This is a genomic window from Epilithonimonas sp. KH_059 (assembly GCF_057838485.1).
The window spans coordinates 444,401-457,263 of the sequence record NZ_CM174468.1 but is presented as its reverse complement, the minus strand read 5'-3'; the positions used below and the strand labels follow the sequence as shown (position 1 = coordinate 457,263).

Genomic DNA, 12,863 nt, shown 5'->3' with positions numbered 1-12,863 from the left:
ATAAAATGAATCCAGAGTTCTTGGCTTACAAGGACTCTGGATTTTTAGTTAAATTCACTTGGTAGAGATCGTGTCTTCGATCGGTTAATGTGCGCACGGCTCCGTTGTGATGCAGTTCTTTTAAAAGATTTAGATCCACATCCACAATCAAGGTCATTTCTGTATTGGCAGTTGCTTCTCCTTTAAGCGCGTTCGAAGGGAACTGGAAATCGGAAGGGGTAAACACGGCCGCTTTTCCGTATTGGATGTCCATGTTGTTTACCTTCGGTAAATTTCCAACGCATCCCGCGATGGCCACATAGCATTCGTTTTCAATCGCCCTAGCGGCCGCGCAGTGCCTTACGCGGGTGTAGGCATTTTGCGTATCGGTAAGGTAAGGGACAAAAAGGATTTTCATTCCCATATCGGCTAAAAGCCTTGGAAGTTCTGGGAACTCTACGTCGTAGCAGAGGGCAAGTCCAATCTTTCCACAATCGGTATCAAAGACCTTAATTTCGTTTCCGCCTTTCATCCCGTAGCACCTTTTTTCGTTGGGTGTGATGTGGATCTTTCTATACTCATCCACCTTCCCATCGCGATGAAGCAAATAGGATACATTGTAGATCTCACCGTTTTCTTCTAAGGGCATACTCCCCGCAATAATATTTACATTATAACTAATGGCAAACTCGGAAATTCGTTTTTTGATTTCTTCCGTGAGTTTGGCAAGTTCAAGCATACTTTCTCTTTCTGAGAGATGGTTGAAAGGAGCGAGCAGAGGGGTGTTGAAAAGTTCAGGAAACAGCACGAAATCCGATTTGTAATCGCCCATGACATTAACAAAGAATTCCACTTGTTCGTAGAACGCTTCAATGGTAGGGAAATGGCGCATTTGCCACTGGACAAGGCCCAGTCTTACCACGCTGTCTTGCATGGTGTTCGGCCTTTTGCTGTAATAGATATTGCTCCATTCTAATAGGACTGCATTGTCTTGCGAGGAACTGTCTCCAGGCAAGTAATTCTTAAGAATGCGGATCGGCTGAAAACTATTGGAGAGCTGAAAGGTAAGAACAGGATCGTAGATTTCTTTCTTACGAACCTTTTGTATGTACTGTCTTGGAGTGAGCTCCTTCATGTGCTCATGGTAGTTCGGAATTCTTCCTCCAATGACGATGGATTTTAAGTTTAAATTTTCACACAGTTCTTTTCTAGCATCGTATAACCTTCTTCCGAGTCGCAAGGATCGGTACTCGGGATCCACAAACATTTCAATTCCATATAGGACATTTCCTGAATTGTAATGCGTGTTGAAGGTAGAGTTGCCTGTGATTTCCGCATAGGTATGGTCATCGCCATAGAGCTCGTATTGCACTATAATCGAAAGGCTGGCAGCAGCTACTTTACCATTGACCGTCACGCAGAGCTGACCGTCAGGAAAGATGGAGGTTAATTTTTGAATGTTTCGCTTGTCCCAAACATCGTCCCGCATTTCAGGATAGGACTTTTTCATTACCTCTATTAAACTATCGTAATCGTCTACATTTAATCTTCGAATGTCAACTTGCATGGTGAATTATTTGGCTGAAATTTACAAAAAATATGCCGCCTATTCTCTACGAACAAGCGAAGTGGAAATTAAGACCCGTTCTTTAGAAAAGTAGGGCTTAGTGAGAAATCCTATTTTGCGAGAGCTTTAAGAATCGGTACACTAAGAGAACGGCCGAGACGGTGAGACCAAACCCAAGAGCGATCCACATACCCCATGCGCCCATGTTAAGAGTCACACATAAAAAGTATCCCAGGGGAATGGTAAGAATCCAGTAAGCGAAGAAGGTAAGATAGCTTGGGATTTTCACATCCTGTATCCCTCTTAAAATACCAAGTGCCGTGACTTGAACTCCATCGGAGAGTTGGAAGAGAGCCGCAATTATCATTAGCTTAGAGGCAAGTTGGATAACTTCGACATCTTCCTTCTTTGTGAAAAAGGTAGGCAGGATGTCTCGTCCAACCACAAAGAAAAGTCCACAAAGGAGCATGAAAAGGAAAGAGAGTTTGAGATTGTTGATTCCTACGGCGCGTAGCTCTACAAATTTTCTCTCCCCAAACTTACGTCCTACGAGGACTGTAGAGGCGACCGAAAACCCAATACAAAGGTTGAAGGTAAAGGAAGCCATGCTTAAGGCAATTTGGTGGGAAGCAATGTCTTTTGCACTCACCAGCCCGCAAATAAACGCAGCACCCGCAAAGGCGGTGATTTCGAAAAACATTTGAAAAGCGGTCGGAAGACCGATTTTAAGCATTTTTTGAAACATCGTGGTTTTAAGTTCACTTAACTTAATTCTAAAATCCTTGATATAGCGTTTGGTGGTAGAATGTTTTAAGAGAACATAATATAAGAACACCATCATGAAAATCCTTGCAATTAGCGTGGCTAGTGCTGAGCCTTTTACGCCCATCTCTGGGAAGAAAAACATACCCTTGATAAAGACATAGTTCAAAGCAATGTTGATCACATTCGCAATAATCGTGGCCTTGGTGACCCCAATGGTGTATCCGAGCCCTTCTGAAACTTCACGAAGGGTTTGAAAGGCCATAAAAGGAAGGATACTAAAGGCCATCACCGAAAGAAAAGAAATGGTGTCCGGAATAATTTCCGGCGGTTGGTTCATATGATGGAGAAGAGGCGTAAAGGCTAAAAGTAAAATCATTAGCGCAAGACCTACGAGCATATTTAAAACAAACCCATGGCGAAAAACAGAATTAATCCGTTCGTGTCTTCCTCGGCTATGCGCCTGAGAGACCAGGGGAGGAATGGCAAAGGAAATTCCTAGACCAAAAATGAAAATCGAAATAAATAAGGCATTCCCAAGGGATACGGAGGCTAGGGCATTGGCACCTAGTAGTTTCCCCACAATGATATTGTCAAATAACTGGACCGATACTTGACCTAATTGAGTAACCATGACCGGAAGGGCAAGGGTAAGGGTTTCTTTGGTGTAATTTCGATTTAAAAAAGCCATGTGGATTTTTTTTTGCAAAAATAAGGATTCTCTTAGTACTTCAGTACGTTAATTTTAGTTCTTATTCGGAATTTGTTTCTCTCCAAAAAAAAGAAGAGAGTCACTTAGCGTTTAAGTGACTCTCTTTTAAGTTTTGAAGGCGCTCGTTTACTTTCGTACAAAAGCACTCACGTCCTCAGCAGTCACAGGATTGTTTCCTAAAATGATTAAACGCTCAACGACGTTCCTCAGTTCCCTAATGTTTCCAGTCCACGAGAAGGCTTCTAGGGCTTTGATCGCTTTGGAATCGAACTGATGAATCGGAACCCCGTTTTCATCTCCGATTAATTTAGAGAAATGCTCCACAAGAAGTTGAATGTCTTCTTTTCTCTCGTCAAGGGGTGGAACATAAATTTCAATCACAGAGAGACGGTGGTAGAGGTCTTCTCTAAAGCGTCCGGCTTCAATTTCTTTTTGCATGTCTTTGTTGGTAGCAGCAAGCACACGCACATCGACTTTCACTTCCTTATCACTTCCTACGGGGGATACTTTGCTTTCTTGCAAAGCGCGAAGCACTTTTGCCTGGGCAATTAAACTCATGTCCCCAATTTCATCTAAGAAGATGGTTCCGTTATTGGCTAATTCAAATTTTCCTTGTTTGTCTTTGATGGCTCCTGTAAAGGATCCTTTCACGTGACCAAAAAGTTCGCTTTCAATTAATTCGGAAGGAATTGCGGCGCAATTCACTTCAATCATTGGGCCTCTGCTGCGTTCACTTTGCGCATGAATCGCATGAGCGACTAATTCTTTCCCTGCTCCGTTTGGACCTGTAATGAGTACGCGCGCATCCGAAGTTGCGACTTTGTCGATCATGTCTTGGATCTTTTTTAATCCTTGGCTCTGACCGATCATTTGGTATTTTTTGTTAACCTTTTTCTTTAAGGTTACATTTTCTTTCTGAAGGGTTTTGTTCTCTTTGAAGAGTTTCTCCTTGTCTAATGCGTTTTTTACGCTCGTGATAAGGCGATTGATATCAATCGGCTTTGAGATGAAATCGTATGCACCGTCCTTTAAGCAATCCACTGCGACGTCAATATCCGCATGTCCTGAAATCATTACGAATGTAGATTCCGGCTTTAGGATTAAAGCCTGCTTTAAAAGCTCTGTACCCGAGAGCTTAGGCATTTTGATGTCAGAAATTACTAACGCATAATCGTCTTTTTCGATCAATTTATAGCCTTCGAGACCATCTTGCGCAACGGAAATCTCGAAATTGGGTAATTCGTCCGAAAGTATATTTTGAAGTACGCCTGCGATGGCTTTTTCGTCTTCGACTATGAGGATTTTTTGCATAAAGGCAAATTTACATTTATAATTTGAGGATATAAAATTTTGAACGAAGTTCTTACAAAAACCTTTCCCTTTGAACCCTTCTTTCAAAAGGGTTTTTTAAAGCAGCTAAAGCGAATAATCTCTCGCACCAAACAGGGCAGACCCCACTCTTACTAGGGTAGCACCGCATTCGATGGCTAAGGGATAATCTCCACTCATGCCCATGGAAAGCGTATTAAACGGATAATAGAGACTGAGGCTATCGTAAAGATGCTTTAAGAATTGAAATTCTTGCTTCACTTGGTTTTGATCTTCGACAAAAGAGGCCATGCCCATTAAGCCTTTTATCTCCACAAATGGAAACTCTCCATTTTTCCACTGGGCTAAAAGTTCTTTGGTTTCATTGACCTCGAGACCGTATTTGGTATCCTCTTGGGCAATTTTCACTTGAAGCAAAACCTTTATTTTTCGGTCTATTTTTTCGGCCTGCTTGTTTATTTCTCGAAGTACTTTTTCAGAATCAACACTCTGAATGGTGTCTACGAAAGGCACGACGAATTTTACTTTGTTCGTTTGCAAGTGTCCGATCAAATGCCACTGAATGTCTGAGGGCAAAAGAGGCTGTTTTTCGACAAGTTCTTGAACTTTGTTTTCTGCAAAGATCCGTTGTCCTAAAGAGTAAAGCTCTTTAATAGGCTCAATCGGATGGGTTTTCGAGACTGCCGCAAGAGTCACACCCTCTGGGATATTGCGTTTTACATTTTGAAAATTAGCTTCAATAGACATAGTGAAAAGATTAAGAAAAAGGAATTGCTTTTGGGAAAGGGCAAAAGGCCCTTTGCAACAAAAGCAAAAATACAAAATTATTATCCAATTCCTAAAGATAGAAAACTTAGGAGTGGCACCGTTAATACTGTCATGCTCCTGCTCTTTGAGGTCCTTGTCTTTTTTATGGTTCTTGTCACTGTTTGTTTCAAAAAGCAGAAGTGGCGCTCCGTTTTTTATCGGCTTTGAATCGATCAAAGGCGATTTTCACAATTATTAACTATATTTTTAGCAGTTTCTAAGTCCTTTAGTATATTTCCGTTTCCAATCAAATTGGTCGATTGAACCGAAATGTATTTTTGGGCTTTTTCTTTATTTACATATCGAATGGCGGTATTAATCCGTGATAATTCAGATTTCGCTTTGTCGTGGCGAGACTTCGCTTGATCGATTAATTCCCTTCCTGCTTCACCGTCCGCTCTCTCATCAAATAGCGGACTGTTATCCTGAGAAGGTCTAGCACCAAATAAGTCTTCCTGATCCGCTTGGAAGGACGCATTGGTCTTTGCTGAAAAACGGTCTAGGTTAGCCTTTGCAGCAGTCACAGCGGCTTTACGTTCTTCTCTAGGTTGAGCCTAGATTGTAGTAAGTACTTCTTGAAAATGAATCATCCCTTCGATAGCATCCTTCTCTATATGGATGTGGTTTCTTCCGATCGACTGTTTTTCTTGCGGATCAATTCGATAGAGTGGAGTTCTGTTTCGAAGTTCTAAAAGAAGGCCTGCTGCAGGATAGACCTGTAGCGAAGTGCCAATGATAAGACAAATGTCCGCATTTTGAACGAGTCGTATAGCCTCATCCATAGCAGGAACTTCTTCCCCAAACCAAACAATGTGAGGGCGAAGTTGGGAGCCAAATTCATCCGTGTCCCCAAGCTTTAAATCCTCCACCCAAGGGTAGAGTGGTAAAAGGTTGTCGGATGAACGTACTTTCGAGAGTTCACCATGCAAATGCAGAACGCTTGTGGATCCAGCGCGCTCGTGCAAATCGTCCACATTCTGAGTGATAATCTGAACCTCAAAAAAAGATTCTAGTTCAAAAAGGATTTCATGTGCCCGATTGGGCTTTGCGTTCTTTAATTGCGAGCGCCGCATATTGTAAAAATCAAGAACTTTCTGAGGATCTCTTGCAAAGGCCTCTGGCGTTGCAATTTCTTCAATCCGAAAGTTCTCCCAAAGCCCGTCAGAGTCTCGGAAAGTTTGAAGTCCGCTTTGCTGCGAGATGCCGGCGCCGCTTAATACCACTAGTTTTTTCACAACTCGATTTCTCCTCTGTTTTTTAAACGCTCTGCAATAAATTCAATCTGAGTTTTCCCATGCCTAGTGGGTTTTCCCTCCTGGTCCACACCCACAAAAATAAGTTTTTCAATGGTAATAATGGTCTGGCGAGTCATCATGTTTCTCACCTCGCAATGAAGCGTAATGGAAGTGTTTCCAAATTCCGTGGCTTCAATACCGATTTCAATAATATCCCCTTGTTTTGCGGAACTAATGAAATTGATCTCTGAAATGTATTTTGTGACGCAGCGAGGTGTTTCAAGTTGGACAATGGCATAAAGTGCGGCCTCCTCGTCAATCCACTGCAAGAGTCTTCCCCCGAAAAGCGTATGGTTAGGGTTTAAATCCTCCGGTTTAATCCATTTTCTAGTGTGGTAATTCATAAGTACTTTTTCACAAATTTAAGCGGAATAATTTGAACTTCCCTAGGCTTTACAAGGCAAAAGAGAATTATTTAAAAAGAAGTCGAAGTTAGCTTTGGGTTTTAGTGTAGGCACTTCTCTAAACTTTCCTAAATTTGGAAAAAATTTAAAATGAAGTTTTCACCACTTATTGTTGGCACGATGCGTTGGAGTTCTTGGGGAGTTAGCCACCCCAAGCCAGAGATTCAAACTTTGATCGAGTCGTGTCTAGATTTAGGATTGTATACTTTTGATTCCGCAGATATTTATGGGGGATATACTTGGGAAGAGTCTTTTGGCAAGGCGCTAGGGGAAATGAATTTGCCCCGTGAATCGTATCAGCTTATTTCCAAAGGAGGCATTAAATACAAGGGTGGGGCAAGACCCTATGAAGTGAAAGCATACGATCTTTCCAAAGACTATCTTATCCAGTGTGTAGAGCAGAGCTTAAAGGATTTGAAAACAGAATATTTGGATTTGTTCTTACTGCACAGACCCTCTCCCTTAATGGATCCTGAGGAAGTTGCAGCGGCCTTTTCTCTTCTTCGATCTAGTGGAAAAGTTCTTAATTTTGGAGTGAGTAATTTCTCAACCTTAGAATTTGATTTCTTATCGAAATGCTTCCCCGAACTTTGTACCAACCAAATAGAAATTTCTCTTACCCAGAGCGATGCCTTCTTTGATGGGCGCATCCTTCAGCAGCAAGCCCTAGGGCTACAGCCTACAGCATGGAGTCCACTGGGAAGTTATTTTTCGAATGACGATGAAAAATCGCAGCGCATTCGTGCCGTACTTATTTCTCTATCGGAAAAATACGTGGCTAGTGAGGCTGAGCTCTTACTTAGTTTTCTGAGAAAATCTCCAGCCGGAATTATCCCAATTGTAGGTAGCTCCAAAGTCGAGTCTATTCAAAAGCTAGCCAGTTCGCTGAATCTAACGCTCAGCGACGAGGATTGGTTTATTCTTTTAGAAGCCTCTCGGGGAAGAAGAGTTTTGTAGTCTAAAACAAAAATCCGGCTCTACCTTTTGGATAGAGCCGGACTCAAAAAAAATCATGAAAACTATTTTAGTGAATTCTAAAATTTTGTTTAGCAATTATCTCATTTATTAACTCGTGTAAGTACTAGCAAATCCTATGACAAACTCGTAGGAATTAGGGCCTTAGGAGCTGATTTAACACAAAATTAAAACTAAGTGCCCTGATTTAACGCTAATTAACACTCGCCTTTAGTAGGAGGAAAGGCCTAATCGTTATGATAGGGTTTGCCTTTTTGAATTTGGTCCGCTCGGTAGAGCTGTTCGATTAAAAACAGTCTTACCATTTGATGCGTAAAAGTCATTTTGGAGAGAGCCATTTTTTCATTGGCTCTGTCGTATAGACCTGGGGAGAAGCCGTAGGCGCCTCCAATGACCAGATGAATTTTCTTCACAGAGCTGCCCATCCAATCGTCAAGTTTTGTAGCAAACTCTCGCGAGGTGTACTGTTTGCCTTTCTCGTCAAGCAAAACGACTAAATCGCCAGGTTCCATGTGCTCGAGAAGTAGCTTTTCTTCTTGTTTCTTTAAAAGTTCGACACTTAAATTCTTCGTGTTTTTTACATCGGGAATTTCAATAAATTCTGTATTCCAATGCCTTGGCAATCGTTTCAGATAATAGGCTATTAAAGCTTCAATTTCTTTTTCTTGTGTCTTTCCAATGGAGAGAATATTAATTCGCATTTCTTATCTTTGTCGCACAAATATACCCTTAATGAGCGTAAAAATTCCGAAATTCATCAGAAAAATCCAGGATTTCTTTGAAGGAATTCATATTCCTTTTCTAGGAGTGTCGCTCTACAAAATGTTTGAGATTTACATTGAGGGAATCTTTAAAAACCAAATTGGAAGGAAGTCTGCAGCCATTTCTTGGAACTTCGTATTTTCCTTATTTCCCTTCATTTTGTTTTTGCTGTCCATACTTCCTTATTTGCCTCACTACGACAAATTGCAATTTTACATTTTTGAGATTTTGATGCAAAAGATTTTCCCTGGGCGTATTGAAGGGGATGTGGTGACTTACATCGAACAGAACATTATTCCCAATACCTCGAGTATCAGTAACATAACGATTCTTTTAGCGCTTGTCTTTGCCACCAACGGCACCTTTGCCCTGATTGACGGGTTTAACGAACAGACCAAGGAAAAGTTGAGCGACGTAAAGGAGTTTCTATTGGCCTTTGCCATTACCATTGGGTTTATCAGTGTGATGTTACTAGCCATTTTCGGAATCTATTACTCCGAGGTCGTCTTAAAGCTTTTTACGCCCGAATATGCGATTTCGTGGTTTGTGCAAAACCTATCAGCAATTATTGGTCTTATTTCGTTTCCGCTATTTTACTTTGTTCTTTTGGCCCTTTTTTACTGGCTCGGCACTGTGAAATTGACAAGGTTTCGTCAGGCCATTCCCGGGGCCATTCTAACCACCATTCTTTTTATTCTGACTACATACCTTTTTGCTATTTATGCAAGAAATTTCGCACGTTACAATGTGCTGTATGGGTCGATCGGGACTATGATTTTACTTATGGTGTGGGTGAATGTGAATGTTTATTTGCTTTTGTTTGGAAACGAATTAAACTTAGCCATTCGCCGCATTCGCTTAGAGAAATTAGTCTCTGACGAACTCCTAAAAGAAGCAGAGAACTTTTCCCCTCAAAATGAGCCTGAACTGGAAGCTTCAAGTGAACACCAAATTGACCTTATTTCCGATTCCAAAGAGAGTGAGGGGGAAAAAGACCCGCAGGGTCCTCGATCTGCCACCTGATTTTGTAAAGTGCTGCAATCAGATCGGCCCTTATATCAAACAAATTGGTTAGGAACTCAAATTCTCTTTTATTGGCTCGGTCATAGAAAACCACTTTTCGAAGCCTTAATTTCGAGGCTTTCCCTACTTTTTTAACGTCAACCTCTATAATCTCATCTTTTAAGACTCCATTATGGATGTGTTCTCCTATGTCCAATTCTTCTATCTTTATGTAGGAAGCATTGTCCTTGATCCGTGTTACAAACCCTGTTTTACGTTCATTGAAATGCTCGAAAGCCTTGTAATCATTGTATCCTTTATCAAAAACATAAATGGTGTTTTCATCACATTTTAGTTTTTCCAAAAATTGGTGATCATGTTTTTTCGATTCGCTAAACCAAACCAGACTTGGAACCGTTTCATCCGCATTGACCACCGTATGAACCTTGATCCCGCCTTTTCTTTTTCCGTTTTTAGGATTCCTGCCAACACCTTCCAAAATATCCTTGAATAGGCTGATAGTGGTGCTATCGAAGATTTTGACCTGTTTATTAATCACATTCCTGAGCCGGCTGTCCGACAAAAATCCACCATATTGCTTGAACAGCTGATGATAAATATTTTCAAAGACTTGAACATCTCTTTTCTTGTTTGCATCTGAAAGCGTGCTTCCTTTTGGAATATGATTTAGTTGAAAGCCACTCGTTTTGCCTGATAGTCCAAGCATTGCTCCCGATATTTCCCTAAGTGATGTACACTTTGAAAAAGAACAAAAAAGCATACTTATCAGATGGTCTTTGGTCTTAAATCGCTTTGTGTAGCGGTCAGAATCACATTTTTACTTCTTTTTTGATGATGGAATCATCAATTAAAGAAATCAGCTGTCCGAAAACGGATTTTATTGAAAAATGATTACTTTTACCCATAGTAGTTGATAGTGTGAGAACTTCAAACTTACTAAAAATTGAGTAGCCATTTTTTTGGCTACTCTTTTATCGGACAACAATGTATATGAAAATAGATTGAAGGTTAATTAGCTAACGAATCCTTCTTTTTACAATATATCTTAATCAATGGAAAATCAGAATACAGAATATAAAGAAAGCTGGCGCGATGAATATATCAAATGGATTTGCGGGTTTGCGAATGCAAGTGGCGGACAAATGTTTATCGGTATTGATGATCAAGGTAATATTACTGGAATTTCAGATATAAAAAAACTAGCAGAAGATTTGCCTAATAAGGTGAAAGATATTTTAGGAGTCTTGATAGATGTGAATATTAAAAATGATTCCGCTAAAGAATATTTAGAAATTATCACAGATGCTTATCCTTATCCTGTTAATTATAAAGGTAAATATTATTACCGTAGTGGTGCCACAAATCAAGAATTGAAAGGTGGTGCACTGGATAAATTTTTATTGGGAAAACAAGGTCTGAAATGGGATGGAACTCCAGAACCCTATAGTAAGGAAGTCGATCTTTCTGATCTTGCATTCAAGCTGTTTAAAGATCGTGCTTCTGAAACACAACGCTTTGACGAAGATGTTCAGGGAGATTCACCGCATGAATTAATTGAAAAACTAAATCTTGTCGATATAAACGGATACTTAAAAAAAGCGGCTGTTTTACTTTTTCATCGGAAACCCGAAAAAATATTTACCGGCGCAACAATAAAGATTGGATTTTTCAATACTGATGATGATTTGGCTTATCAAGACGAAGTAAGAGGTTCTCTTTTTGAGCAAGTGGATAAAGTGATGGATTTGCTGATTACAAAATATCTGAAAGCACAGATCACTTATGAAGGTGTTCAGAGAAAAGAAACTTTACCAATTCCAGTAGGAGCGTTAAGAGAGGCTGTTCTAAATGCTATTGTCCATAAAGATTATTCCAGTGGTATCCCTATTCAAATCAGCGTTTACGATAACAAACTTATTATCTGGAATGAGGGTGAATTACCAGAAAATTGGACGGTGGCAAAACTGAAGGTAAAGCATCCTTCTCGACCCTACAATCCTGACATTGCTAATGCTTTTTTCAGAAGCGGACTTATCGAATCCTGGGGAAGAGGAACAATTAAAATTTTTAACGAAGCTAAAGCCGCCAAAATACCTGTCCCAATTTTTAGATATGAGGATAATGGATTCTATGTGATTTTTAATTACATAGAAGTAAGTGTGCAGCAACAAGTTCTGGATTTGATTAAGGAAGATCCGAAAATTACTATTGTTGAAATGGGAAATAATCTTAGCACTTCCGTTCGAACAATGAACCGTATTCTTAATGAATTAAAAGATGAAAATGTTATAAAAAGATCGGGTAGTAAAAAAGAAGGGTTTTGGGAAATATTGTAATTTTTGGCACATAAGTGGCACAAAAGAATTCTTGAAAGGTGTTTAATAATAGGCAATGTACACCATATGATTTTTATTTAGGATAAAATGTGACACTAAAATGGCACATAAGAAATATGATTTTATTGGTAGGTCATTCCATATCTCAAACCCTTGAAAATTTTTTCTTGTGGATTTTGTCTTTCTCCTCACAAGTCTCTGGCTTGTTTTGAGATATATAAATATTCTACGCCATCCGTTTTTTCTTGTCGGAAATTGACCCTAGAAGTATCACCTTCATCACGAACTTCTTTCCAAATTAAAGAACTAATATCTGACCAGCGTAATCCTGATAAACACGAAAAAAGAAAAGTTTTCTTCAATACTGGATATTATATTCTGCTTTGGCTAAGCGTTGTAACTCATCAAAAATCAGATATTCTCTTTGACTTTCAGCCTGTTCAAATGACTTTATCTTTGAAGCATAATTTACTGTTAATATTGCTTGAGCAGCTTATGATAAATATTTTCAAAGACCTGAACATCTCTTTTCTTGTTTGCATCTGAAAGCGTGCTTCTTTTTGGAATATGGCTTAGTTGAAATCCTGATGTTTTCCCCGATAAACCAAGCATTGCTCCCGATATTTCACGAAGTGACGTACACTTTGAAAAAGAACAAAAAAGCATACTTATCAAGTGATCCTTTGTTTTGAAACGCTTTGTGTAGCGGTCGGCATTGCAATTTTTCACTTCTTTTCTAATAAGCGAGTCATCGATTAATGAAATCAGCTGTCCGAAAACGGATTTTGTTGAAAAATGATTACTTTTACCCATAGTAGTTGATAGTGTGAGAACTTCAAACTTACTAAAAATTGAGTAGCCATTTTTTTGGCTACTCTTTTATCGGACAACAATGATTCAGTAGGTATAGTA

General features: G+C 39.7%; 13 protein-coding genes. 3 read left to right on the top strand and 10 right to left on the bottom strand.

The window, feature by feature from the left end:
- Positions 1 to 25 precede the first annotated feature (25 nt).
- From AC3IRX_RS02060 to AC3IRX_RS02030, 7 genes are all read right to left on the bottom strand, one after another.
- Positions 26 to 1,546 (bottom strand): carbon-nitrogen hydrolase family protein, encoded by a 1,521-nt coding sequence (locus tag AC3IRX_RS02060; protein WP_489210835.1) that lies wholly within the window; start codon positions 1,544 to 1,546, stop codon positions 26 to 28.
- A gap of 97 nt (positions 1,547 to 1,643) precedes the next feature.
- A complete protein-coding gene (locus tag AC3IRX_RS02055) occupies positions 1,644 to 3,017 on the bottom strand; it encodes an MATE family efflux transporter (protein WP_459112421.1) in 1,374 nt (457 codons plus the stop codon).
- Between the two features lie 129 nt (positions 3,018 to 3,146).
- Positions 3,147 to 4,331: a sigma-54-dependent transcriptional regulator gene (locus AC3IRX_RS02050; protein WP_459112422.1), complete on the bottom strand. Its 1,185-nt coding sequence runs from the start codon at positions 4,329 to 4,331 to the stop codon at positions 3,147 to 3,149.
- Positions 4,332 to 4,436: 105 nt separating this feature from the next.
- Entirely contained in the window at positions 4,437 to 5,096 is a 660-nt protein-coding gene (locus tag AC3IRX_RS02045; RefSeq protein ID WP_459112423.1) for a YggS family pyridoxal phosphate-dependent enzyme, read from the bottom strand.
- 233 nt (positions 5,097 to 5,329) lie between these two features.
- Positions 5,330 to 5,680 (bottom strand): hypothetical protein, encoded by a 351-nt coding sequence (locus AC3IRX_RS02040; RefSeq protein ID WP_489210834.1) that lies wholly within the window; start codon positions 5,678 to 5,680, stop codon positions 5,330 to 5,332.
- A 30-nt stretch (positions 5,681 to 5,710) separates the two neighbouring features.
- Positions 5,711 to 6,391, bottom strand: coding sequence for an SIR2 family NAD-dependent protein deacylase (locus AC3IRX_RS02035; RefSeq protein WP_489210833.1), 681 nt, complete (start codon positions 6,389 to 6,391; stop codon positions 5,711 to 5,713).
- Entirely contained in the window at positions 6,388 to 6,795 is a 408-nt protein-coding gene (locus AC3IRX_RS02030; RefSeq protein ID WP_459083908.1) for an acyl-CoA thioesterase, read from the bottom strand. Before AC3IRX_RS02030 ends, AC3IRX_RS02035 begins: the two co-directional genes overlap by 4 nt.
- Positions 6,796 to 6,945: 150 nt before the next feature.
- Between AC3IRX_RS02030 and AC3IRX_RS02025 the strand changes: the two genes are divergently transcribed.
- The gene (locus AC3IRX_RS02025; protein WP_489210832.1) at positions 6,946 to 7,812 is read left to right on the top strand and encodes an aldo/keto reductase; all 867 of its coding nucleotides are present in this window, start codon (positions 6,946 to 6,948) and stop codon (positions 7,810 to 7,812) included.
- 245 nt (positions 7,813 to 8,057) lie between these two features.
- On the opposite strand, the gene AC3IRX_RS02020 is transcribed toward AC3IRX_RS02025, so the two are convergent.
- Positions 8,058 to 8,531, bottom strand: a complete 474-nt coding sequence (locus tag AC3IRX_RS02020; RefSeq protein ID WP_489210831.1) for a 23S rRNA (pseudouridine(1915)-N(3))-methyltransferase RlmH — start codon at positions 8,529 to 8,531, stop codon at positions 8,058 to 8,060.
- Between the two features lie 31 nt (positions 8,532 to 8,562).
- Here AC3IRX_RS02020 and AC3IRX_RS02015 point away from each other — a divergent pair, with 31 nt between their 5' ends.
- On the top strand, positions 8,563 to 9,615 hold the full coding sequence (locus tag AC3IRX_RS02015; protein ID WP_489210830.1) for a YihY/virulence factor BrkB family protein: 1,053 nt from the start codon (positions 8,563 to 8,565) through the stop codon (positions 9,613 to 9,615).
- Here AC3IRX_RS02015 and AC3IRX_RS02010 read toward each other — a convergent pair.
- Positions 9,551 to 10,381: an IS4 family transposase gene (locus tag AC3IRX_RS02010; protein ID WP_489211499.1), complete on the bottom strand. Its 831-nt coding sequence runs from the start codon at positions 10,379 to 10,381 to the stop codon at positions 9,551 to 9,553. The two genes, AC3IRX_RS02015 and AC3IRX_RS02010, sit on opposite strands and share 65 nt — an antisense overlap.
- 286 nt (positions 10,382 to 10,667) lie before the next feature.
- Here AC3IRX_RS02010 and AC3IRX_RS02005 point away from each other — a divergent pair, with 286 nt between their 5' ends.
- Positions 10,668 to 11,951 (top strand): ATP-binding protein, encoded by a 1,284-nt coding sequence (locus AC3IRX_RS02005; protein ID WP_489210829.1) that lies wholly within the window; start codon positions 10,668 to 10,670, stop codon positions 11,949 to 11,951.
- 474 nt (positions 11,952 to 12,425) lie between these two features.
- On the opposite strand, the gene AC3IRX_RS02000 is transcribed toward AC3IRX_RS02005, so the two are convergent.
- Complete coding sequence (locus AC3IRX_RS02000; RefSeq protein WP_489210828.1) at positions 12,426 to 12,764, bottom strand: DUF4372 domain-containing protein; 339 nt, start codon at positions 12,762 to 12,764, stop codon at positions 12,426 to 12,428.
- Positions 12,765 to 12,863 lie beyond the last annotated feature (99 nt).

Excerpts from the sequence above, each read along its gene's own strand:
- AC3IRX_RS02045 (WP_459112423.1), bottom strand. The coding sequence starts at position 5,096 with ATGTCTATTGAAGCTAATTTTCAAAATGTAAAACGCAATATCCCAGAG.
- AC3IRX_RS02005 (WP_489210829.1), top strand. The coding sequence starts at position 10,668 with ATGGAAAATCAGAATACAGAATATAAAGAAAGCTGGCGCGATGAATAT.
- AC3IRX_RS02015 (WP_489210830.1), top strand. The coding sequence starts at position 8,563 with ATGAGCGTAAAAATTCCGAAATTCATCAGAAAAATCCAGGATTTCTTT.
- AC3IRX_RS02060 (WP_489210835.1), bottom strand. The coding sequence starts at position 1,546 with ATGCAAGTTGACATTCGAAGATTAAATGTAGACGATTACGATAGTTTA.
- AC3IRX_RS02025 (WP_489210832.1), top strand. The coding sequence starts at position 6,946 with ATGAAGTTTTCACCACTTATTGTTGGCACGATGCGTTGGAGTTCTTGG.
- AC3IRX_RS02000 (WP_489210828.1), bottom strand. The coding sequence starts at position 12,764 with ATGGGTAAAAGTAATCATTTTTCAACAAAATCCGTTTTCGGACAGCTG.
- AC3IRX_RS02050 (WP_459112422.1), bottom strand. The coding sequence starts at position 4,331 with ATGCAAAAAATCCTCATAGTCGAAGACGAAAAAGCCATCGCAGGCGTA.
- AC3IRX_RS02020 (WP_489210831.1), bottom strand. The coding sequence starts at position 8,531 with ATGCGAATTAATATTCTCTCCATTGGAAAGACACAAGAAAAAGAAATT.
- AC3IRX_RS02030 (WP_459083908.1), bottom strand. The coding sequence starts at position 6,795 with ATGAATTACCACACTAGAAAATGGATTAAACCGGAGGATTTAAACCCT.